Annotated in this window: 18 protein-coding genes, 1 tRNA gene and 6 pseudogenes; 12 read left to right on the forward strand and 13 right to left on the reverse strand. The window is 63.6% G+C overall.

Features of this window, described 5'->3' with window-relative positions; genetic code table 11:
• The first annotated feature begins 26 nt into the window (after positions 1-26).
• From ACFQH2_RS15695 to ACFQH2_RS15730, 8 genes and pseudogenes are all read left to right on the forward strand, one after another.
• A complete protein-coding gene (locus ACFQH2_RS15695; RefSeq protein WP_377055206.1) occupies positions 27-1,040 on the forward strand; it encodes a DUF1611 domain-containing protein in 1,014 nt (337 codons plus the stop codon).
• A pseudogene (locus ACFQH2_RS15700) lies at positions 1,037-2,075 on the forward strand (dipeptide epimerase). Before ACFQH2_RS15695 ends, ACFQH2_RS15700 begins: the two are co-directional and overlap by 4 nt.
• 62 nt (positions 2,076-2,137) lie before the next feature.
• Positions 2,138-3,173 (forward strand): annotated as a pseudogene (locus tag ACFQH2_RS15705) (Brp/Blh family beta-carotene 15,15'-dioxygenase).
• A 56-nt stretch (positions 3,174-3,229) separates the two neighbouring features.
• Complete coding sequence (locus ACFQH2_RS15710; protein WP_377076918.1) at positions 3,230-3,670, forward strand: phytoene desaturase family protein; 441 nt, start codon at positions 3,230-3,232, stop codon at positions 3,668-3,670.
• On the forward strand, positions 3,622-4,779 hold the full coding sequence (locus ACFQH2_RS15715) for a phytoene desaturase family protein (RefSeq protein WP_377077009.1): 1,158 nt from the start codon (positions 3,622-3,624) through the stop codon (positions 4,777-4,779). The genes ACFQH2_RS15710 and ACFQH2_RS15715 overlap by 49 nt, the downstream gene beginning before the upstream one ends.
• Before the next feature lie 75 nt (positions 4,780-4,854).
• The gene (locus ACFQH2_RS15720) at positions 4,855-4,989 is read left to right on the forward strand and encodes a hypothetical protein (RefSeq protein WP_377076919.1); all 135 of its coding nucleotides are present in this window, start codon (positions 4,855-4,857) and stop codon (positions 4,987-4,989) included.
• Positions 4,986-5,777, forward strand: a complete 792-nt coding sequence (locus ACFQH2_RS15725) for an SDR family NAD(P)-dependent oxidoreductase (protein WP_377076920.1) — start codon at positions 4,986-4,988, stop codon at positions 5,775-5,777. Before ACFQH2_RS15720 ends, ACFQH2_RS15725 begins: the two co-directional genes overlap by 4 nt.
• A gap of 76 nt (positions 5,778-5,853) precedes the next feature.
• Positions 5,854-6,755, forward strand: a pseudogene (locus ACFQH2_RS15730) (DMT family transporter).
• A 7-nt stretch (positions 6,756-6,762) separates the two neighbouring features.
• Here ACFQH2_RS15730 and ACFQH2_RS15735 read toward each other — a convergent pair.
• The 3 genes from ACFQH2_RS15735 to trmY form a co-directional block, all read right to left on the reverse strand.
• A complete protein-coding gene (locus ACFQH2_RS15735; RefSeq protein WP_377055218.1) occupies positions 6,763-7,824 on the reverse strand; it encodes a CNNM domain-containing protein in 1,062 nt (353 codons plus the stop codon).
• Between the two features lie 292 nt (positions 7,825-8,116).
• Positions 8,117-8,190, reverse strand: a tRNA-Pro gene (locus tag ACFQH2_RS15740).
• Between the two features lie 58 nt (positions 8,191-8,248).
• The gene (gene trmY, locus ACFQH2_RS15745; protein ID WP_377055220.1) at positions 8,249-8,845 is read right to left on the reverse strand and encodes a tRNA (pseudouridine(54)-N(1))-methyltransferase TrmY; all 597 of its coding nucleotides are present in this window, start codon (positions 8,843-8,845) and stop codon (positions 8,249-8,251) included.
• A 91-nt stretch (positions 8,846-8,936) separates the two neighbouring features.
• On the opposite strand from trmY, the gene ACFQH2_RS15750 reads away from it, so the two are divergent.
• Entirely contained in the window at positions 8,937-9,155 is a 219-nt protein-coding gene (locus ACFQH2_RS15750) for a PLDc N-terminal domain-containing protein (protein WP_377055222.1), read from the forward strand.
• Between the two features lie 73 nt (positions 9,156-9,228).
• Positions 9,229-10,529: pseudogene (locus tag ACFQH2_RS15755) on the forward strand (tRNA pseudouridine(54/55) synthase Pus10).
• Positions 10,530-10,616: 87 nt separating this feature from the next.
• On the opposite strand, the pseudogene ACFQH2_RS15760 reads toward ACFQH2_RS15755, so the two are convergent.
• The 8 genes and pseudogenes from ACFQH2_RS15760 to ahaH all read right to left on the reverse strand — a co-directional run bounded on the left by ACFQH2_RS15760 (position 10,617) and on the right by ahaH (position 18,623).
• Positions 10,617-12,033: pseudogene (locus tag ACFQH2_RS15760) on the reverse strand (ATP synthase subunit B).
• Positions 12,034-12,035: 2 nt separating this feature from the next.
• A pseudogene (locus ACFQH2_RS15765) lies at positions 12,036-13,795 on the reverse strand (ATP synthase subunit A).
• A gap of 3 nt (positions 13,796-13,798) precedes the next feature.
• Complete coding sequence (locus ACFQH2_RS15770; protein WP_377055230.1) at positions 13,799-14,131, reverse strand: V-type ATP synthase subunit F; 333 nt, start codon at positions 14,129-14,131, stop codon at positions 13,799-13,801.
• Positions 14,128-15,183, reverse strand: a complete 1,056-nt coding sequence (locus ACFQH2_RS15775) for a V-type ATP synthase subunit C (RefSeq protein ID WP_377055232.1) — start codon at positions 15,181-15,183, stop codon at positions 14,128-14,130. The genes ACFQH2_RS15770 and ACFQH2_RS15775 overlap by 4 nt, the downstream gene beginning before the upstream one ends.
• Positions 15,180-15,761, reverse strand: a complete 582-nt coding sequence (locus ACFQH2_RS15780; RefSeq protein WP_377055234.1) for a V-type ATP synthase subunit E — start codon at positions 15,759-15,761, stop codon at positions 15,180-15,182. The genes ACFQH2_RS15775 and ACFQH2_RS15780 overlap by 4 nt, the downstream gene beginning before the upstream one ends.
• A 27-nt stretch (positions 15,762-15,788) precedes the next feature.
• Positions 15,789-16,025, reverse strand: a complete 237-nt coding sequence (locus ACFQH2_RS15785; RefSeq protein WP_377057108.1) for a hypothetical protein — start codon at positions 16,023-16,025, stop codon at positions 15,789-15,791.
• 68 nt (positions 16,026-16,093) lie between these two features.
• Entirely contained in the window at positions 16,094-18,304 is a 2,211-nt protein-coding gene (locus ACFQH2_RS15790; RefSeq protein ID WP_377076921.1) for a V-type ATP synthase subunit I, read from the reverse strand.
• On the reverse strand, positions 18,291-18,623 hold the full coding sequence (ahaH, locus tag ACFQH2_RS15795) for an ATP synthase archaeal subunit H (protein WP_377055238.1): 333 nt from the start codon (positions 18,621-18,623) through the stop codon (positions 18,291-18,293). The genes ACFQH2_RS15790 and ahaH overlap by 14 nt, the downstream gene beginning before the upstream one ends.
• 164 nt (positions 18,624-18,787) lie before the next feature.
• Here ahaH and ACFQH2_RS15800 point away from each other — a divergent pair, with 164 nt between their 5' ends.
• The gene (locus ACFQH2_RS15800; RefSeq protein ID WP_377055240.1) at positions 18,788-19,414 is read left to right on the forward strand and encodes a methyltransferase domain-containing protein; all 627 of its coding nucleotides are present in this window, start codon (positions 18,788-18,790) and stop codon (positions 19,412-19,414) included.
• 9 nt (positions 19,415-19,423) lie between these two features.
• Here ACFQH2_RS15800 and ACFQH2_RS15805 read toward each other — a convergent pair whose 3' ends face one another.
• Together ACFQH2_RS15805 and ACFQH2_RS15810 are read right to left on the reverse strand one after the other, a co-directional pair.
• Positions 19,424-19,912, reverse strand: a complete 489-nt coding sequence (locus ACFQH2_RS15805) for a type IV pilin (RefSeq protein WP_377055242.1) — start codon at positions 19,910-19,912, stop codon at positions 19,424-19,426.
• Positions 19,913-20,007: 95 nt separating this feature from the next.
• On the reverse strand, positions 20,008-21,231 hold the full coding sequence (locus ACFQH2_RS15810; protein WP_377055244.1) for a DUF7096 domain-containing protein: 1,224 nt from the start codon (positions 21,229-21,231) through the stop codon (positions 20,008-20,010).
• 167 nt (positions 21,232-21,398) lie between these two features.
• Between ACFQH2_RS15810 and ACFQH2_RS15815 the strand changes: the two genes are divergently transcribed.
• On the forward strand, positions 21,399-22,649 hold the full coding sequence (locus ACFQH2_RS15815; RefSeq protein WP_377055246.1) for a helix-turn-helix transcriptional regulator: 1,251 nt from the start codon (positions 21,399-21,401) through the stop codon (positions 22,647-22,649).
• Positions 22,650-22,699: the final 50 nt, after the last annotated feature.

Genomic DNA, 22,699 nt, shown 5'->3' on the forward strand with positions numbered 1-22,699 from the left:
AGTCGCCAGTGTCCGATGGATTGGCTATGCGCGTCGCCGTTCTCGCCCACGGGAAGTTCCCAGAGCGGGCAAAGACCGCGGTAGGAGTCCTCAGATACGCCGACTACGACGTTGCCGCCGTTATCGACCGCGAGCGAGCAGGAACGCGAGTGAACGAGCACGTCCCCGACGTCCAGGACGCGCCAGTCGTCGCTGGCTTCGGGGAAGTTGCGGAACCGGTCGACGCGCTGATCATCGGAATCGCGCCGATCGGCGGCGGTTTCGACGATAGCTGGCGACCCGACGTGGTGGCCGCGCTCACGCGTGGCTGTGACGTGATCGCCGGACTGCACTACTTCCTCGCAGACGACGAGCAGTTCGCCGACCTCGCCGCCGAAAACGGCTGTGAGCTACGTGACGTCCGCCGGCCGCCCGAGGATCTCACGGTCAGCAAAGGCATTGCAGGGGATGTCGACGCCGAGGTGATCCTCACCGTCGGCACCGACTGCTCGGTCGGAAAGATGACGACGACGATGGAACTGGCCCGGAACGCCCGGGCCGCCGGCCACGACGCCGCCATCGTCCCGACAGGCCAGACCGGTATCATGATCGAAGGCTGGGGGACGCCGGTCGACCGCGTCGTGAGCGATTTCACCGCGGGGGCGGTCGAGCAGATGATACTCGAACGGGGAGACGAGCACGAGTACCTCTTCGTCGAGGGGCAGGGAAGCATCGTCCACCCGGCCTACTCCGCGGTGACCTGTGGGATCCTCCACGGCGCGTTGCCCGACGCGCTGGTCCTCTGTCACGACGCGGGCCGGGAGCGAATCCACGGCTACGAGTCGTTTTCGCTCCCACCGGTAGACCAGTACGTCGACCTCTACGAGGGCCTCGCCGGGCCGGTCAGTTCGGCGTCGGTCGTCGCCGGCGCGCTCAACACGGACGGACTCGACGACGGGGAAGCCGAGCAAGCCGTCGTCGACTACGGGGACGCGCTCGACGCGCCGGCGACCGACGTGCTCCGGTACGGCACCGACGACCTGCTGGAGGTGGTGGTATGACGCTCGATGCCGCCGTCGAGCACGTCGAACTGCCGTTCGAGTTCCCCTTTACCATCGCGCGAGGGACGACGACACACGCCGAAACCGTACTCGTGCGGATCGAAGACGAGGCGGGCCGGACCGGAATCGGCGGCGCGGCACCCTCGGCCCACTACGGCGAGACCGTCGAGACCGTCGAAGCCGTCCTGCCGGCCCTGCTGACGTCGTCGAGACCGTCGGGGATCCACACCAACTCGCCAGGATCGAGCGCCGGATGTACGAGACGGTCCGGGGAACCCCAGCGCCCGGGCGGCGGTGAGTATCGCGCTACACGACCTCGTCGCGAAGCGTCTCGATCTGCCGCTGTACCGCTACTGGGGACTCGACCCGACGGAGAGCATCCGGACGTCCTACTCGATCGGCATCGACGACGCCGAGACGATCCGGGAGAAAGTCGCAACGGCGACCGAGCGGGGCTACGAGGTCCTGAAGGTCAAACTCGGCACCGACCGGGACGAGGCGATCGTGCGGACGATCCGCGAGACGGCCCCGGACGCGACGATCCGGGTCGACGCCAACGAGGCCTGGTCGCCCACGGAAGCGATCCAGACCATCGATCGGATCGCCCCCTACGGGATCGAGTTCGTCGAACAGCCAGTTCCCGCCGAGGACCCCGAGGGGCTTCGCTACGTCTACGAGCACTCGCAGCTACCGGTGGCGGTCGACGAGTCCGTCGAGCGGGCCACGGACATCCCACGGATCGCGGACCGGTGTGACGTCGCCGTCCTCAAACTGATGAAGTGTGGCGGTCTCCGGGAGGCCCGACGGATCGTCGAGACTGCTCACGCTCACGGACTGGAGGTGATGTGTGGTTGCATGTACGAGTCGAACGCGTCGATTGCCGCCGCTGCGCATCTCGCACCACTGCTCGACTACGCGGATCTCGACGGCTCCCTGCTGCTCGACGAGGATCCCTACGATGGCGTCCCGATGCCCGGCGGACGGATCGATCTCGAAGCGATCGGACGAGCCGGAACTGGAGCACGCCGAACCTGACCATATAAAACGCCACAGAACGAACCCAGCGGAACAACCGACTTCGATCCTAAGCGACGCGTATGGGAACGGGAACGTGGCAACTGACCGAGACCCGAACGAAACGTATCGAAAACTGGGCGATTCACGCGTCGCGAGGGGCCTTGCTCGCGCTATTGGTCGTCTTCGTCGGCGCGGGTCTCACCGGGACGATGCCCTCGCTCGAACTCCAGATGGTCATCTATCTCGTGGGGATGGTCGGGCTGAACCTCCCCCACGGCGGCTACGAGCACTTCGAGAACCTCCGGCGGCGAGGGCTCCCGATGGGCGCGAAGTACGTCGCGATGTACGTAACGTTCGTGGCCGGGTTCATCGCGCTGTTCTTCGTCGCGCCGTTGCTCGCGCTCTCGCTGGCCTTCGCAACGGCAGTGGCTAAAGGCGGCCACGGCGACCTCCGGGTGATGGACGCGCTGGTCGGGAGCGACCACCTCGAAAGCGAGCCACAGCGTGCCCTCGCCGCGTTCGTCCGCGGAGGCGCGGTGATGATCGTCCCCCTACTCTTCTGGCCGGAGACGTTCTACGGCTTTGCCTCCTACATGGTCTCGATGTTCGACGCCGGTGCAGTCGGGGCGTTACACGGCCGGATGGAACTGATGACTCCCCTGCTGGGCGGCGTCTACGGCCTCGCGCTACTCGCCCATCTCGTCTGGGGCTACGTCGCAGTGGCGGATCGACGGAGTGGCTCGCCGACGTCGGCGAGACGTCGTTGCTCGTGGGCTACTTCGCCGCCGTCCCCGTGGTTATCTCGATCGGACTGTACTTTCCGCTCTGGTACTCCATGCGACAGTCGGGCCGCACGTTCGTCGCTAACCGCAAGGAGCCGGACGACGGACAGGGCCTCCCCGTCCCGGTCGTCTGGGGCGTCCTGATCGTCGGCGCGCTGCGACCGGACTCGTCGCGGCGACGCTCTGGTTCGTCGCGCCCAACCCGCTCGGGACGCAGGGACTGCTGCCGGGGCTGGTCGCGTTCTACACGATCTTCGTCTGTATCGTCGCCCTCCCGCACGTCGTCGTCGGCGAGTGGCTCGACTTCAAGCGGGGCATCTGGTACGTTCCTTAAAAAGCCCGACATCGGACGGGCCACCCATTCAACAGTCCAGTCCTAACCGGCGGAGTGTGACACGAACCCTCGCTGATACGTCCCTCGCTGGTACGTCTATCGGCATCGTCGGTGCCGGCATCGGCGGCCTCTCCGCGGCGGCGTATCTCGCCCGAGACGGGGCCGACGTAACGGTCTACGAACAGCGCTCGGCGGTCGGCGGCGTCGCAGGGACACTGGTCGACGGCGAGTTCCAGTTCGACACTGGTCCGTCGTGGTACCTGATGCCCGAACTGTTCGAGCGCTTCTTCGAGCACTTCGACAGTCAGCCGACCGACTACTACGACCTCGAACGGCTCGACCCGAACTACCGGGTGTACTGGAAGGACGGCGACAGCGTCGACGTACCCGCCGATCCGGGCGCCGCCGCGGAGCTGTTCGAGTTCTACGAGGACGGCGGTGGCGAGGCATTCGAGCGGTATCTCGATCAGGCCGAAGAGGCCTACGAGCTGGGATGAACCGGTTCGTCATGGCCAACCGCTGGCGGCTACGCGATTACGTCTCGACTGACGTTGCGCGCTCGGGCCGGGGAATCAACTTCCTCGGGACGATGGACGAGCACGTCAGCGAGTACTTCGATCACCCCAAGCTCCGACAGTTGGTTCAGTACACGCTGGTCTTCCTCGGTGGGTCGCCGTACAACACGCCGGCGCTGTACACCCTGATGAGCCACGTCGACTACGGGCTTGGCGTCTACTATCCACAGGGCGGGATGTCGGCGTTCATCGACGCGCTGGAGTCGGTCGCCCGCGAGCAGGGCGTCGAGATTCGGACGGAGACGCCGGTGACCGGGCTGGAGCCGGGACAGTCGAGTATCTCCGTCGACCACCGGGGAGGGACGACGAGCCACGACCGGGTCGTCAACAACGCCCCGCCCGCACACGTCGAGCGGGACCTCCTCCCGGATGACGTAGTCGGCTCACGGCCGATCGGTTCGCTGGTCGGCGGCGACGGCGAGTACTGGGACAGCCGAACCCTCGCTCCCTCGGCGTTCATGCTGTATCTCGGCATCGACGGCGACCTCGACGAGTTCGAGCACCATACGCTCGTGCTCCCGACGGACTGGAGCGACCACTTCGAGTCGATATTCGAGGAGTCCGGATGGCCCGAGGATCCGGCGTACTACGTCAACGTTCCGTCCCAGACCGACCCCTCAGTTGCACCCGAGGACGCCGAGACGCTGGTCGTCCTCGTCCCGGTCGCGCCCGAACTCGACGACGACCCCGAGCAACGAGAACGGTTCCGTGACGACGTGCTCGACAGCCTCGCCGAGCACGTCGGCGTCGACCTGCACGACCGGATTCGCGTCGAGCACTCGGCCTGCGTCAGCGATTACAAAGCCCAGTTCAACAAGCTCGGCGGGACGGCGCTCGGCCTCGCCCACACTCTCGAACAGACCGGGCCGATGCGCCCCGGATTCAAGGTTCCGAACGTCGACCGCGCATACTACGTCGGCGGCGACGTCAACCCCGGAATCGGCGTCCCGATGTGTCTCCTAAGCGGCGAGCACGTCGCCGAGGTGGTGAAAGAGGACGTCGCGGGCGGCGGACTCTTCGGTAACTGGTGAGATCACGGGGGTATCGCCGGGACGAGGTGTCCGGATTGCCGTACCGTTTTGTTCGTTCGACCCTTGACACGAGTAATGAGCGAACTCCCAGAAGTGATTGCTGGCGTCGACGACGTCGACTGTACCGGAATGGACGTGCTGGTCACCGGTTCGACGAGCGGCATCGGCCGTCACGCCGCGCTGGCGCTGGTCGACTGGGCGCGGACGTGATCGTCCACGGCCGCGATCCGTGGAAAGGCGAGAGCGTGGTCGACGAACTCACCGCGCTCGGCGCGGAGGCGACGTTCGTCCGGGCCGACTTCTCCGATACCGATGCCGTCGAGGAACTCGCGGCAACGGTTCGAGAGGAAACCGATGGGCTCGACGTGCTCGTCAACAACGCCGGCGGATTCTTCCGTGGCGGCGAACTGACCGACCTCGGCGTCGAGTACACGTTCCACGTCAACCACCTCGCGCCGTACTTGCTGACCGCAGAGCTACTGGATCACCTCGCTCCGGACGCCCGCGTCGTCACGACGGCCTCAGGTGCCCACCAGGGCGCGTCGCTGGATCTGGATCGAGTTACCGAACCGGACGCCGGGATGTGGGCGTACAGCCACTCGAAACTGGCAAACATCCTCTTCGCGACCGAGTTGGCGCGACGGCTCGACGCCGCTGATCGGGACGTCACGTCCAACAGCCTCCATCCGGGTGCGATCCCCGGCAGCGGCTTCAGCCGGTTCCTTCCCGGCCCGCTCTCCAGCCTGTTCGGGAAACTCGATGTGGTTCCCGGCGTCACGTCGGTGGCTGACGGGGCCGCCGCACTGGTGAATCTCGCAGTATCACCGAGGACCGCAGACGTCTTCGGGCGCTACTTCTCCGGCCAGAGCGTTACGACGCCCTCGGATGCGGCACAGGACACCGTCGCCGCACAGCGCCTCTGGGAGCAAAGCGCCGAACTGCTCGATATCGAGGAGCCACTCGCTGAGCCCCCGGCAAAGACGTCTGCGGACGAGTAACGAACAGGGAACACCGATTGCCCCCGACCCAGGCCGTTTCCGCAAGCTTTTGGCCAGTGGCGCGAGCAGGTGAGCCGTGAGCCGCTATCGTACCCTCTCGCTGTTCCTGTTGCTCGCCGCCGTCTGGGGCTCTGCGTTCGTAGCGATCAACGCCGGGCAGCGTATTTTCCACCAGTAACGTTTGCCGCGCTCCGGTTCGACGTCGCCGGCATCGTCATGCTCGCGTACGCGGCCTACGCCGTCGACGATCCGATCCCGCGTGGCCGCCGCGAGTGGTCGGACGTCGCCATCGGTGCGACGCTGATCATCGCTGGCTACCACGCCTTCCTCTTCTACGGCGAAAGTAGCCCCGCGGTGACCAGCGCCATCGCCGCGGTCATCGTCGGACTCTCGCCCCTCCTGACGACGGTGTTCGCCAGGGCCTTCCTCCCGTCCGAGCGACTGACGCTCGTCGGTGTCACCGGCCTACTGATCGGTCTCGTCGGTGCGGTCGTGCTTGCGTCGCCCGACCCTGCAAACCTGACAGGAGACGGCACTACCGCCAAGTTCCTCGTCCTTCTCGCCGCGACGTCCTTCGCCCTCGGCTCCGTCCTCACGAGGGCCCTCGACTCCGGGATGGACATCGAGACGATGGAGGCCTGGTCGATGCTCGTCGGCGCGGTGCTCACTCACGGGGTCGCGCTCGTACTCGGCGAATCGGTGGACGCTATCGTCTGGACGACCGAGTCCCTGCTGGCGCTCGGCTACCTCGCCGTCGTCGCCAGCGGCCTCGGCTTCCTCATCTACTTCGACTTGCTCGACCGGGTCGGCCCCATCGAGATCAACCTCGTCTCCTACGTGGCACCGGTCTTCGCGGCGCTGGTGGGCTGGCTCCTGCTCGACGAGGGCCTCACGCTCACGACCGTCGCCGGGTTCGCCCTCATCTGTACGGGCTTTGCGCTCGTCAAGCGGTCGGCGATCAGAGAGGAACTGTCCTGATCGCCGATCAGGTGTCCGTGATCTCCACGTCGAGCGGGTCTTCGAGCTTTCCAACCACGGCTTCGAGCGCGTCGGTCGCCGTGATCAGCCCGACCACCTCGTCGTCGTCCAGCACCAGTGCGAGTTCCTGTTTCTGGGCCTGAAACCGGTCGATCGCTTCGCTGAGGTGGACGTCCGTACCGAGGGTCATCGGCGGCGTCGCGATATCCTCGAACGACCGCTCGCCCGCCCGGAGGTCGTCGAACGCATCGACAACGGTCGGCACGTAGACGATTCCCAGAAACTCCGCTGGCTCCTCGCCGATCAGCGGGAAGCGAGTGTGGGGACTCGATCCGATACGGTCGAGGTTCTCCTCGGCCGACAGTGCCGTCGAGACGAACACGATGTCCTCGGTCTCCGTCATGACGTCTCGAACCGGGATCTCACCGATGGTGAACGCGTTGAGCACCTCCTCAAGGCGTTCTCTGGGGAGGTCCCCGCGGTCGAGCAGCGTCGTCAGCCGATGTCGAAGCTCCGCCCGGGATCGAACCCGTTCGGTCTGGCTCTCCAGCCACGCGCCCGTCATCTCGACGCCGAACAGGCTGAGCGTCCACTTGGCGACGCTGTCACCGATCGCAATCATTGGCGAGATGAGTTTCGTGAACCAGTACAGCGGCGTCGCGCCGTGGCGGGCGACGAACTTCGTCCGCTCGACCCCGAGATAGGTCGGCGTCTGCTCGCCGTGGGTCAGATGGACGAGATTGATGATGACGAAGGCGATGATCCCAGCAGCGCCGACCGACGCGAGCACCGTGTTCTCGAAGAACGGCTCGAACAGTCCCGAAAGCGCAGGCTCTGCGATGATACCGACAGCGATGCTCGTCGCGCTGATCCCGACCTGACAGCTCGTGAGATAGATCTCCAGATCCTCGGTCATCTCCCAGGCGCGCCGCAAGCCGGGTTCTGCGAACTCCGACTCGTCGTACTGGCGCACACGCGTCAGGGAGAACTCGGTGGCGACGAAGAAGGCATTCCCCAGGATAAACAGTGCTCCGGCGACCAGGCGGAGACCGATCTCAAGAGTATCCATACGTCGACAGTTTAACGTCCAGCATAAAACTACTGCCGCCGGCAGTTCGAGATCTCCAATGGCTCAGGTAGCGTCTGTGAGCAGGGCCGGCGCGAAGTTCGAGTTATGGCCACCCGAAGGCTGGTGCTCGCAGGTAGAAAATGCGGGAAAAGTGGGCCGGCGCGAAGCTCGAATTACGTCCGAGAACCTGCGCTTTGCGCAGAACCTCGGCCTCATTCTGAATTCGCTTGGATGGATTTTCCACGCATTCCGGACCGCTCGCTACGCTCGCGGTGATGGAATGCGGGAAAAGTGGGCCGGCGCGAATTCAGAATCGCGGTTACGGCCACCCGAAGGCCGAAGGATACCAAGCTACCCCACCGGCCCGCACACGAAGGAAGGGGAGTATCGTTTTTAACGCTTCCGGACTGTGCCCAAACGAGCGTCAGAATCGCGTGTAGCCGTCGGTGTCGAGATAGTGCTGTGCGACAGTGATCGCGTGATCAGCGTGGAGTCGATTCGGGCCGAGTCGGACCCGCCGATCAGTCGTCGACGCCAGCAGTTCCGCCTCCCACTCCTCGAAGTCGTAGTGGTCCGAAAGAACGAAGATCGGATCGGTCGGCGGTTCGACGTCCGAGATGGGGTCGCCGTCCTCGTGCAGTTGGACGATCGATCCCTCGCTGGCGACGTCGTCGAGTAGCTCCTCGAAGCCGATTCGCGTGAGCGAGACGCCCGGCGACGTCTCGACGGGGATATGACCGATCGCTTCCTGACGTTGTTCGAGCGCGTTTCGGACGAGCGCGGCCGTCGAGCGCTCGTCGGGGTTGAGTCGCCGGAGGTCGCTCCCCTCGAAGGTGACCGTGAACTCGTCCTGGAGAACGAGATGCACGCGGACGTCCTCGCGGAGATCGTGCGAGAGGAAGAACGCGGAGTTAACACACCGGCAGAGTATGTCGAGGCGGCCCGCCCCGCCCGCGAGATCAGAGAGCGCGAACTCCGACTCGATGGGGGCGTCGTGGCCGATTACGATGAACTGTCGCATACTCGGAGATAGCCGGGCGGATAAAAAGGGGCGTCGACTCGACCTGTTGGCCAAAAAGAATTTATTCCACTTTATTCAATGATATATTATAATGCCCTCCATCACCGTCCTGCAGTCCGGCGCAGTCGGCGGCTTCTTCCTGTTGTTCGGCCTGCTACTGTTCGCCGTCTACGTCGGCCTGATCGTGTGGACTTACTCCGATGCACAACGGAACAGCCCCCAATCGGCGGTCCTCTGGGCGCTCGTGGTCTTTTTCGCGCCGTTTCTCGGCGTCCTGCTGTACGTCCTGCTCGGTCGGGGGCAGTTGTAAGCGAGAGAGATCGGGCGGGACTCGCCGACTGGCTTCCACAAGGTAGTTACCCACGCTCCGACTGGATAGAGGTATGACGGTTATCGAGGACGCCCGTGCACTTCTGGAGACCGGACCGCTCTGTGACGCCTGCCTCGGGCGTCCCTTCGCGGACCGGAGTTTCGGGCTGACGAACGACGAACGGGGTATGGGACTCCGGACGACCATCGCACTGGAAGACGATACCGACTACGAATCGACGCCACCCGAGGACTGCTGGGTCTGTGAGGGCTTCTGTGGCGAGTACGACGCGTGGGCTGACCGCGTCGCCGAGGCGCTCGAGGGCGTCCACTTCGAGACGTATCAGGTCGGGACGCGTACGCCACCGCTGATCGAGGAGAACGACGCACTGCTCCGGGCGGACGCCGGACTCGACGAGGATGCGGGCGAACTGTTCAAATCCGAATTCAACCGCGAGGTCGGCAAACGCGTCGGCCAGAAGACGGACACCATGGTCGACTTCGAGCGACCCGATGTGCTCGCCCTGCTCAATCTCGAACGCGACGGCGACGTCGAAATCCAGGTCAACCCCGCGTTCGTCTACGGCCGCTATCGCAAACTCGAACGGGACATTCCCCAGACAGAGTGGCCATGCCGGGAGTGCGGCGGCAGCGGCAAGGAGCTCGGCCCCGACGGCGAGGTCGACTGCGAGTACTGCGGCGGGAGCGGCTACCTCTACGACGACAGCGTCGAGGGCTACGTCGCGCCGCTCGTCCGGGACGCCATGGAGGGCGAGGAGGGCGTCTTCCACGGTGCTGGGCGCGAGGACGTCGATGCGCGGATGCTCGAGCACGGCCGACCGTTCGTCGCCGAAGTGAAGAAACCCCACTACCGTAGCCCGGACGTCGAGGCGCTCGAAGCGCGGATCAACGAGGCGGCCGAGGGCGCAGTCGAAGTCGAGGACTCCGACTCGCCACCCACGAGATGGTCGAGCGCGTCAAAGAGCTAGAAGCGAGCAAGACCTACCGGATGGACGTCGAGTTCGACGAACCGGTCGACGAAGCCGAATTTCAGGCGGCCCTCGACGAACTGGAGGGGACGACCGTCGAGCAGTTCACGCCCGAGCGCGTCGACCACCGCCGAGCCAGTATCACGCGCACGCGAGACGTGTACGAAGTCGACGGCGAACTCGAAGACGAGCGTCACGCCGATATCGAACTCCACGGCGCAGGCGGACTCTACGTCAAGGAACTGGTCAGTAGCGACAACGGCCGGACCGAACCAAGCCTCTCCGGCATGCTCGATATCGACGCCGAAGTGACGGCGCTCGACGTGCTCGACGTGCAGGGCGAAGACGAGGCCTTCGAGCAAGACGAGTTCTTCAGAGACGCCTGAACCGCGAGCAGCCGTTTTGCCGACGTGTCGTATCGACGGAGCCACGGCTCAGTCTGTTGAAAACGGCCGAAGAAAGTTCGAGACCGATCAGTCGGCAGTCGCTTCGACGGTTTCGCCCTCGTCCTCGCGGTAGTGCTCCGCGATGAGGTCTTGGTCGATCCGGTTGAGAGCCTCTTTCGGGAGCATCGAGAGCAGGTCCCAGCCGAGTTCGACCGTCTCGTCGATCGAACGGCTGTTGTCGTAGCCCTGCTGGACGAACTCCTCCTCGAAGCGGTCCGCGAAGTCGAGGAACTTGTTGTCCCGCTCGCTGAGCGCTTCGCGGCCGACGATGTTCACGAGGTCGCGCAGGTCCTCACCCTCGGCGTACGCCGCGTACATCTGGTCGGAGACGTCGGCGTGGTCGACGCGCGTGAGTCCTTCGCCGATACCGTCGTCCATCAGCCGAGAGAGGCTCGGTAGGACGTTGATCGGCGGTTTGATACCCTGGCTGTTGAGATCCCGATCGATGTAGATCTGACCTTCCGTAATGTAGCCGGTCAGGTCGGGGATCGGGTGGGTGTCGTCGTCGCCGGGCATCGTCAGGATCGGAATCTGCGTGACCGATCCATCGCGGCCCTCGATCCGACCGGCGCGCTCGTAGAGCTGGGCCAGGTCGGTGTACATGTACCCGGGGTAGCCACGTCGTCCCGGGACCTCCTCACGTGCGGCACCGATCTCTCGGAGCGCCTCACAGTAGTTGGTCATGTCGGTGAGGATCACTCAGCACGTGGTAATCCTTCTCGAAGGCGAGATACTCGGCCGTGGTGAGCGCGAGTCGCGGCGTGACCGTCCGCTCGACTGCGGGGTCGTCCGCGAGGTTCATGAAGACGACCGACCGTTCCAGCGCGCCGGTGCGCTCGAAGTCGTTCATGAACTCGTTTGCCTCCTCCTGTGTGATCCCCATCGCACCGAAGATCACTGCGAACTCGGAGCCATCTTCGCCCTCCTCTTCCTCTTCCGGCACGGACGCCTGCCGGGCAATCTGGAGTGCGAGGTCGTTGTGCGGCAGTCCCGATCCGGAGAAGATCGGCAGTTTCTGACCGCGAACGAGGGTGTTCATACCGTCGATGGCCGAGACGCCAGTCTGGATGAACTCCTCGGGATACTCGCGGGCGTAGGGGTTGATCGCCTTGCCGACGATATCGATCCGCTCGTCGGGGACGATCTCCGGACCGCCGTCGATCGGGTTCCCGGAGCCGTCGAGCACCCGTCCGAGCAGGTCCTCGGTGACGGGCATCTTCATGGTCTCGCCGAGGAAGCGAACGGACGACTTGCGGTCGATCCCTTCGGTTCCCTCGAAGACCTGAATCGCGACGACCCCCTCGCTCGATTCAAGTATCTGTCCGCGCTTGATGTCGCCGTTAGGGGTCTCGATCTCGACGATTTCGTCGTACCCGATCGGCTCGTCGACCTCGGCGAACACCAGCGGGCCGCTGATCTCCGTAATTGTCTGATATTCTTTCATTGTTAGTACAGCTCCCGCGTCTGGTCTGCGATGTCGTCTTCCAGGTCGCTGATGAACTGTTCGTAGTCCTCGGCGACGCCCATCCGGTTCAGCTGCGGCGCGGCGTCGATGTCCTGGATCTCCTCGACCGGCACTCCGGCGTCAAGCGCGTCGAACGACTCGTCGTTGAACGCCTTGATAGCCTGAAGCATCCGGTAGGTCTTGTTCGGTTCGCAGTAGGTGTCCACGTCGTGGAACGCGTTCTGCTGGAGCCATGCCTCGCGCAGGTAGCGGGCGACCTCCAGCGTCAACTGCTGGTCCTCGGGCAGGGCGTCCTTCCCGACGAGCTGGACGATCTCCTGGAGTTCGCCCTCCTCGTCGAGGACGTCGATCGCCCACTGGCGGATCTCCGGATAGTCCTCCGCGACGTTGTCTCGGTACCACGGATCGAGCTGATCGCGGTACAGCGAGTACGACTCTGTCCAGTTGATCGACGGGAAGTGCCGTCGTTCCGCGAGGTCGGCGTCGAGCGCCCAGAACGTCTTGACGATCCGCAGGGTGTTCTGGGTGACCGGCTCGGAGAAGTCCCCGCCAGGCGGGCTGACCGCGCCGATGGCGGAGACCGATCCCTCGGTCCCGTTGATGTTCTCGAAGTAGCCGGCTCGCTCGTAGAACTGTGCGAGGCGAGCGGCGAGGTAGGCCGGATAGCCCTCTTCGCCGGGCATCTCCTCGAGTCGCGAGGAGATCTCGCGCATGGCCTCGGCCCACCGCGAGGTGGAGTCGGCCATCAGTGCGACGTCGTAGCCCATGTCGCGGAAGAACTCCGCGATGGTGATTCCCGTGTAGATACAGGACTCACGGGCGGCGACGGGCATGTTCGAGGTGTTCGCGATGAGGCAGGTTCGGCTCATCAGCGGCTTCCCGGTCTTCGGGTCTTCGAGTTCCGGGAAGTCCTCGATCACTTCGGTCATCTCGTTACCGCGCTCGCCACATCCGACGTAGACGACGATGTCCGCGTCAGCCCACTTGGCGAGTTGGTGCTGTGTAACGGTCTTCCCGGAACCGAACGGGCCCGGAATCGCGGCTGTCCCGCCTTTCGCGATCGGGAACAGACCGTCGAGAATGCGCTGTCCGGAGACCAGCGGGGTCTTCGGCGTGCGCTTCTCTTCGGCCGGCCGCTGTTTGCGGACCGGCCACTCCTGGTGCATCTGGATCTCTTCGCCGTTGTCGACTTCGGCGACCGTCTCCTCGACGGTGAACTGGCCGGCCTCGATGGCGCTGACCTCGCCACCCTCGTAATCGGGGGCACCATTACCTTGTGCTCGATACTCTCGGTTTCCGGGACGGTGCCGATGATGTCGTTGGCCTCGACCTCGTCGCCCTCCTCGACGGTCGGGGAGAACTCCCACTGCTTGTCGAGGTCGATACCGGGTGCGTCGACCCCACGGTCGAGGAACGCTCCCATCTCTCCTTCGAGGACGTCGAGGGGACGCTGGACGCCGTCGTAGATGGAGTCCAGCATGCCGGGACCGAGATCCACGCTCAGTGGCTCGCCCGTGTTCTCGACGGGTTCGCCGGGTCCGACACCCGACGTCTCCTCGTACACCTGAATCGTCGTGACGTTGCCTTCGATTTCGATGACCTCGCCCATCAGCCCTTCGTCGCCGACGTAGACGACGTCGTTCATCCGGGCATCAAGGTCGGCCGCCGTCACGACAGGTCCGCTCACGCTGTCGATGACACCGTCCTCCTGGATAGTGTCCGTATCTGTTGCTTTGCTCATGATTTAGCTCTCTTCGTCTTCGTCCATCAGATCGATACCGATGGCCCGTTTGATCTGTTCGCGCAGTCCGCCACTCCCGGCACCGCCACCGAGCGTAACGACGACGGGTTCGACGCTCGTCTCGACGTCTTGCCGGACGTTCCGCGAGAGGTGATCGAGGTCGTCGTCGTGCATGACGACGATTCCGATCCCCTCGTCCTCGAGCACTGCGGTAACCGCGTCGTCGAGGTCATCGTCTTTCTCGTCGTCGGCGACGTTGTGGAACTCACGGACCCCGGCGAGTCGAAAGCCGGTCGTGAACTCGGGACTGCCGACGACTGCTATCTCCTGGCTCATAGTATCACCAGTTCCTCCTCGATCTCCGCTTCGTCGAGTCCGACTTCGCGACCGCGTGCGATCGCACGGATGTTCTCGACTTCCCGCTCTTTGGCGAGAATATACGACATCACGGCGGTGATCGACACCGGATAGACAGTCGACAGTCGATCCGTGTACTCCAGCAGTGCCGCGTCGAGCGCGTGCTCGAACTGGATGAGCGTATCGGCCTCCTCCAGTTCGTCGAGTGCGGTCGACAGGTCCTCACCGTACCTGCTCTCCCGGATATGCGTGATCAACTGGTCGGTGTTCGTCGCCAGCGATCGAAGATCACTGGGGGTGAACAGCGTTCCACCTTCGATGAAGTACGCCGCCGGATCGAGGTCGGCACCGCTCCGTGCTATCCGAAGCGCGTTCCGCGCGTTCAGGAAGTCGATCTCCGCCTGCAGGAACTCGACGTACCGGCCGATCGGCCCCTCGTTCCAGCCAGTCGGCAGGTCGTCGAGTAAGTGCGTGTAGAACTCCCGGTCGACTGCGTTCTCCAGCGGAACGAGCACGCCGTCGTCCTCGAACTCCTCGAGGGCGTCTGCGAGCGCGTCACCGTACAGCGTCTCGTCGAGCTGTTCGACCACCGCTTCGATGGTCTCCAGTTCGGAGAGCCGGTCGAGGAACTCGGGCTCGAGTTCGCCCGCCCGGATCAGATCGGACTGGATCGCTTCGGCCGACGCGTCGGAGTAGACGCCACGGATGACCGTCTTGATGTTCCACGTGTCGTACTTGCGGAGGTACCGGGCGATCAGATCGTTCAGTCGCCCCTCCGACCAGTCGAGCATGTCGTGGAAGTGCTTTGCGAGGTTCTGGTTGAGTGCGTACTCGATCAGATCGGTGCCGCTGTAGCGCGCACCGAGGGCGTTGATCTCCGTCTCGTACTCGGTCTCTTCCATGAACCGCGCGATGCCACCGGGCCCCATTCGGATCAGTTTCCGATAATCCTCATCCGACAGGAGCGCCGCTCGTCGAGCCCGGACGCGGGCGTTGACGTACTCGGGATTCGATGCACCGATCGAGCTCATTGGTCGAACAACCGTGCGCTGATGTCTCGAAGGTTGTCCTCCCAGACGTCCTCCAGCACGGAATCGAAGGTGTTGTTCACGCGGATGTTCGACGTGTCACTCTCGAGGACGACGCCGCCGAGACAGTCCTGCTCGCCTGCGAACTCGAAGCCGTCGTACTCTTCGAGGATCGATTCGAGCAGTTCCTTGTCGTCGGCACGGCCGTATACCTCGACGTCCGCTCCGTCGTCGAACTCGACCGCGGCCGCATCGAGCAGTGCCGTCGTCAGCTCTTTGCGGGTCTCCTCGTCGAGGGTGGCGAGTTCTTCTTCGACCTGATCGTAGACGGATTCGAGCGTATCTCGGCGGGCTTCGAGGCGCTGCTGCTTTGCTTCGAGCTTCGCACTGGAAAGACGCTGTTCCTGTTCCTGTTCGATCTGTTTTTCGACCTCCGCTTCGGCTTCGGCGATGAGCTCCTCTCGCTCCGCCTCGGCCTCGGCGACGATCTCGTCGGCGCGCTCTTCGGCGTCGGAGTTGATCTCCTCCGCACGCGCGCGGGCTTCGTCTCGTATGTCCTCAACTACCGTTTCTAAACTCATGGTTGTAAATAGAGGTTGGTCGGGGCTCTACTGCACCAGTACCAGGATGAAGACGACGAGCGCGAAGATCACGAGCGTCTCCGGTAGTACTGTCAGAACCAGCGACCTACCGAACAGGTCTTCGTCCTCGGCGATAGCGCCGACTGCAGCGGATCCGATACCTCGTTCCGCATATCCGGAGCCCAGTGCCGCGAGACCAACAGCGATGCCGGCCGCTGCCAGCGCGTAGCCATTGCCCAGGTTCTGTGCCGCTTCGGGGCTCATCGCGTTCGTGTTCAGGAACGTTGCCGTCTCAGCCAGTGTCGTAAGTAGTGCAGCTTCCATGTTTGTAATCAGTCTTGAGTTGTGTGACTTCGATCGTAACCGAACGGTTGATATTTCTCCCCGCCGCCTTCATAAAACTTCTGAAAGAACTCGACATACTCGAGACGGACCATCTGGATACCTGCGGACGTGATACCGAGCAGCAGGACAAAGATGTGTCCGATTACAAACACGAGTATGGCGATCGGCAGGAGTAGGGCAAACGGCACTGCATCGATGTGAAGCAGTCCCGCGAACTGTGCATCCATCGCGGCGATATCCTGCGTCGGCAGACCGAATACGGTGTGGCCCTCGGCGTCGACGTACTCACCGAAGACAAGCAGGTTGACCACGAAGGCCATCCCGGCTTTGGCGAGCAACACTGCGGGAATCCGCAGGAACGAGAGGGTGTGACCGAAGATGTAGGCGGGCGTCTCGATCAGCCCGATACCACCCTCGCCGATACCGATACCGACGAGTCCGACGACGAACAGTCCCAGACCGATGAGACCGACCGTCTCCGGAAAGCCACTGAACGTAAGGAACCCAGCGATATCTCCGTTGTTGAGCGCCGCCTCCGGACCGACGATGAAGCCGGGCTTTCCGGACGCGAGGTGCTGGGAGAAGACCCAGACGAAAAAGCCGTTGAGTGCGACGACCCACGAGAGGTTCTCGAGGCCCGATTCGACTACGCCGTGCTGGAGGTCGTTAACGAAGCCGACGATCCAGCCCAGGCTCAGCATCGCGATGCCGAACAGCACGGCAGCGACGAGCCAGAAGTTGACGAAGTCCGGCGACGCGATCCCTTTCGATATCACGCCTGCGAACGGCAGGTGGATCCCCAGTTCGTACATGTGGATCCCGAACAGTTCGTCGTACAGATAGCCGAACATAGTCGTGAAGACACCACACCACAGAGCGATGGCACCCATCGCCTGCAGCCCTACGGACTCGGACCGGTACAGTGCGACCCCGAGCGCCAAATAGAGCAGTCCGTACGCGATGTCACCGATCATAAACCCGAACGCGAAGGGGAACGAGAGGAACACGATCAACGTCGGATCGATCTCGCTGTACTTCGGTCGGTTGACCGTGTTGACGATCATCTGGAACGGCTCCGCGATGTCGGGGTTGTCCTGCACGACCGGCGGGGAGTCGTCCATCATCGTCGCGCCGCCGTTAGCACCGACGGGCTGTCCGCCATCCGTCGCGGCTTTCGGCGGTTCCTCTTCCTCGGCGGGCGATTGCTCCTCGCTCGCCGACTCTTCGGGTTCCACGGCTTCGGCGTGCGTTGCGTGACCCTGTTCGTTGTAGTCCGCACGAACGAGCTCTTCGACCTCCAGTCGGTTGCCGACCGCATCTTGGAGTTCAGTCTCGAACTCGTCGTATCGCTCCGTTGGAATCCAGCCTTCGGCGATAAACGCCCGCTTCGACGTCGCAAACTGCAGGGGCGCTTCCGAACGCTGGACATCGATCGAGAGCTTCTCTTCGGCCGCCAGCAGGAAGCCCCCGACTTCCTCTTTGAGCTCTGCGAGTTCCGCTTCGATCTGCTCGCGCTGATCCTGTAGCTCGCCTTTGCGCTCGCGAAGTTCCGCGAGGAACGTTTCGGGCGCTCGGTCGCTGTCAGGCACCTCAGGTGCGGCGAACTCGATACCGACGAGCGCGTCTTCGAGTGCGCCCTCGGCGTCGTCGACCGGGTACACGAACACCGCGACGACCTCGTCGCCGGTGAACGTCTCGTACGCGTCGACGGTCTCTTCGTCCTCCAGTGCCGCTTCGATCTCCTCGACGTCGCCGTGACCGACCCGCACTTCGAGCGAGTCGTAGCCACGAAGGAGATCGAGATCGATTCCGAGATCGACGAATGGCTCGATCGATTCGATCCGTTCGTTGACCTGCCGCAGCTCGTCCCGAATCTCGTCACGTCGGTCGTCGAGCTCGTTCACTTCGGTCTGGATCCCGTCGAGTTCGTCGTCGATCTCTTCCTGTGAGACGATCCGGCTCGGGCCGGCTTCGTCGTCGTCGAGGTCGAGGATGCTCTCCAGCGCGCGAACCGTCACGAGTTTTTCCGACGCGTCCTCGGAGCCTTCGATCGGATCGCCGTGCTCGAAGCCGTCCCAAGAGCCGTCGTAGTCACTCAGGTGCACCAGATTCATCCCGTGGACGGTCTCGATGACCGGCTCCATCACGGTCCGGGAGCCTGCCACCGACACCTTGCTCATCTGCTCAGGTCTGAGCATGCACCGCCTCCTCGAAGATATCGAGGACGAACTCGACAGCGTCGTCTTCGCGCTCGCTTGCGTCTTCTGCGAGCGCCTCACGCTGCTGGCGTCCCTCTTCGAGGATCGCCTCCCGTTCGTCCTCTATCTCTTCGCGGGCCTCCGCGAGTCGCTGTTCTTTCAACTCTCGTGCCTCGGCCTCCGCCTCCGCGCGGATCTCCTCGGCACGCTCACGGGCTTCGGCGATACGGTCGTCCCGCTCCGCCTCGGCCTCCGCAACGATCTCGTCAGCTTCGTCTTCCGCCGTCTGAATTTGGTCAAGGACCTCTGGCCTCGGCATATCTTTTGGCAGGCGGATAATTGCGAATGGGCGTATAAGGTAGTTGCGAAACAGCGCCCGCTCATTTTGCGGGGGTTTAAGATCCAACCCGGTTGGAAAGCGGTCTGGCGCGTCGTACCATCGAACGGTCAGGATTATGATCACCCAGTCCTAACGGCGTAGCAATGGGCGTTCTCGAAAATAAACGACGCGCACGGGTGTTCTACAAGTATCTCTCGCAGGTGTACGATCAGATTAACCCGTTCATCTGGAACGAGGCCATGCGAACCGAAGCGATCGCTCTGCTCGACATCGACGAGGACGACCGCGTCCTCGACGTCGGTTCCGGTACCGGCTTTGCCACCGAAGGATTGCTCGAAAAGACCGAGAACGTACACGGACTCGACCAGAGCGTCCACCAGATGGAGAAAGCGTGGGCCAAACTCGGCAAGCACGACCCAGTCAAGTTCGCGCGTGGGGACGCGGAGCGACTGCCCTACCGGACGAATAGCTTCGACGTCCTCTGGTCGTCGGGATCGATCGAATACTGGCCGAACCCGGTCAACGCGCTTCGGGAGTTTCGGCGTGTCGTCAAGCCCGGCGGGCAGGTGCTCGTCGTCGGCCCGAACAACCCGCGAAACTCGGTCATGCAGCGGGTTGCGGACGCGATCATGCTGTTCTACGACGACGAGGAGGCGGACCGGATGTTCGAACAGGCGGGCTACGAGGAGTTCGACCACTACCTGATGGGCCCCTCCCACAAGCCCGACATCGCCATCACGACGGTTGCGACGGTTCCCGAGGACATCTAGACGGGCCGTTTAGCGGGCAGTTACAGTTTTCTCAGCGAGGACGTGCTCGTCGTAAACGATAGTTACGCTGACCGACTCGCCGGCGGCAAGCCCACCCGGTGTGTTCGTCGACGCGATCCGAAGGGAACCGGTCTCTCCTGCGGTCCAGTCGTCGTCCATCCCGGAGTTGAACGGACCGGTCGGTCCGGGGGCGAAGCCGTCTGCCGAAAAGAACGGGACTGGTGGCTGTTCGTCCAGTTCAGTCCCCTCGACAGCGATCCGTACCGATAGTTCGGACGGTTCGAGCGCGTCACCGCGCGCATGTCGGACCCTGATCGTATCCGAGTCGGCGTCGGCCGTCACGTCGAGCACCGTTGTCGGCGGTGGCTCAGGCTCTTCAACGGCGAGCAGGCCACCGGCGGCTACCCCGGCGATCACGACGGTGAGTCCGACCAGAAGGACGACGCCGATGACTGGCGTGAGTGCTCTATCCGTCGGCACGTCCCCGTGCGTCCTCATACCCTGCCATCGCCGCGTACTGGCGTATAAATCTGTAGACCGGTATTGGGGAAGTATAGATCGCTATCAGGAACTGTCGGTGGTTTTCAGAGACGCTACTCCCGGACCGTGATCGAAACCTCGCCCGCGTCCGTGGTCGCCGTCACCTCGACGTCATCTTCGGGCGCAAGCAGCCAGGCAGTGCCGTCCTCGTCCGTCTCGACCGACTGCTGACCGGCGACTGAGACCGTCGCGTCGACGGGTTCCTCGGAGTCGGGACCGGTCACCGATACCCAGACCGGGCCGCCCCCGGAGACGCGGTGACTAGAGACCGTTGCGTTCTCGTTCGACCGACTGACCGTTGCGGTCGTCGAGAGCGAGTCGACGGTAAGCGTGTGATACTCCATGACGACTTCCTGGGTACTAAAGTCGATATGCGACGTCGACTCGCCGCGGGGATGATCCAGACTGAGAGCGATCAGCCTGTCGTAGCCGCTGATCCCGAGGCCGAAGAGGTTCGAGTAGATCCACGGGTATAGCTCCGGGCCGCGGTCGTCGAGTTCAGTCAGACTTTCGAAAGTCGGCGGTTCGTCGGGCGCGAACTGATCGAACTGCACGCCCTCACGGACGTAGATCCGATCGTCGGCGTCCGAACTCGACTCGTCGAGGGTGCTCAGGACCAGCGCGTTCTCGGCCGCGGAGATCTGTATCGGGCCCGCACGCTCGGCGGTACCGTAGGTCGCTTCCAGCAGTTGGGTTCGGATCGGGCTATCGAACCGGCTCAGATCGCCCTTGATATTGCGGACACTCACCGTCACCTCGGGATCGGTCTCGGCGAGTTCGTCGACTGTATCAGCCGCGGACCGGAGCGTCCGGGCCTCCTTGCTCACCTCCGCAATGCCACGGAGGAGGGTGCTGTCGTCCATCTCGCCGTTGCTGTACGCTGCTGCAAGCACCGCTTCCCGCTCGTGAAGCGCTACTGTCCGGTCTTTGATCTCGTCGAGGTGTTCATTGAGGACCGCTTGCCGTTGTTCGGGCGACTCCGCGTTCTCGAAGGCGCGTTCGACGGTCCCCAGTTGGATCTGCGTTCGGAACTCCGTATCACCCATAGCGAGAGCGCTCCCAAGGTCAGCACCGTGCTCGGCAGAGCCAGCCCTGGCGTCGCTCCCGGTCGTAATCCACGTGATACCTTCGTGGTCCGTGACCTCGGTCTGGGAGAGCGAGGCGGTGGCGACGTCGTCCGGACCGGACGTTGGTGGGCCGACGCCACCGACGACGGCCGTCATCGGTGCGGAGGCGACGAGGAGGGCGACGAGCAGTGTCGCGAGGATGCGCGTCATTACCGTAGATGTAAGCGTCTGCTATATAAAAGTTCGCGGATCCCTCCGATTAGTCTCCCAGCGGCACTCTGGATGAAACACCACGAGCAGGCGCGAGATAATTCATAACCAGTAGAGACGTTTTATCTATGGAAAGCGTTTTCTACCGGGAGATAACACGAGTCTATATGCGGGTTTCCGCCGTCCTAGTGGTCGTTATCCTTACGTGTGCCCTCCTCGCGGCCGCATCAGGTGGTGCCGTCGCCGCACCCACCGATCCCTCCATCAGTGGCGACGATGTCCCGTGGTCCGAGAGCGTGCAGACGCTCCAGCAGGCGGAAGACGACGGCAACGAGTCAGTCCGCCAGACACTCCGGGTCCAGATAACTGGCGAGGGCCACGCCGAGTGGACCGTGAGCACCCGGTACGAACTGGAGGACGAAGCCGACCGCGAGGCCTTCGAGCAACTGGTCGAGGACCTCCAGAACGGGGAGGAAGACATCGGCTACTCCACCGATACCTTCCGCACGTACGCGGACGGTGCATCGGCAGCGACGGACCGCCAGATGATCCTCCGTGACGAGCAGTGGAACGGATCGGTCGAGGACGGAACCGGGACGCTCGCCCTGTCGTTCACGTGGACGGGTTTCGCCGCGGTCGATGGTGACCGGGTCGAAGTTGCCGACGTCTTCCAGTCGGGTGACGGCGAAACCTGGCTCCCGAGCCTGAACGACGACCAGCGGCTCGTAATCGTCGCACCTGACGGGTACGCTGTGGACGGATTCAGCCTCGATACGCCGCCGGACAGTGGGTTCGAGGACCGGTCCGCCCAGTGGACCGGCCCCGAAACGTTCGAGGCCAACGACATCCGGATCACCTACGTCACGACCAGCGGACCGGTCGAACCCCCAGCCACCGGGGGACTCTCGACGATAGCACTGGTCGGAGGAGGAATCGGTCTCCTCTTGCTCGTCGCACTCGTCGCAGGGGTCTTCCTGGTGAACCGTTCGGACGAAGAATCGATCGGAAGCGCTCTCTCCTCGACCATCACCAACGGGGAGACAGAGGCCATCACCGCGCCTGACGGCCAGCAGCCCGACGGTCTACCCGACGAGGGAGCAGTCGGCGGCGCGACACAGCACGACGAGCCAGCGGAGACCGAGACGGGCGGGGTGGCCATGGCGTCCGACGCCGACGAGACCGACGACGGGGTCGATCCAGACCTGCTCAGCGACGAAGAGCGCGTGATGCGCCTGATCGAGCGGAACGGCGGTCGGATGAAACAGGCCAACATCGTCACGGAGACCGGCTGGTCGAACGCGAAAGTCTCGCAACTGCTCTCGTCGATGGACGAGGACGGTCGGATCGACAAACTGCGGATCGGCCGCGAGAACCTCATTAGCCTCCCCGATGAGGATATCACAGAGACCGAGCAGTAGGACAACGGGAAGCGACGGATCCCGAGTTTCAAAAAGGTTTAGCGAGTACC

Origin of the sequence: Natronoarchaeum sp. GCM10025703 (genome assembly GCF_042661985.1) — an archaeon.
Taxonomy (GTDB): domain Archaea; phylum Halobacteriota; class Halobacteria; order Halobacteriales; family Natronoarchaeaceae; genus Natranaeroarchaeum.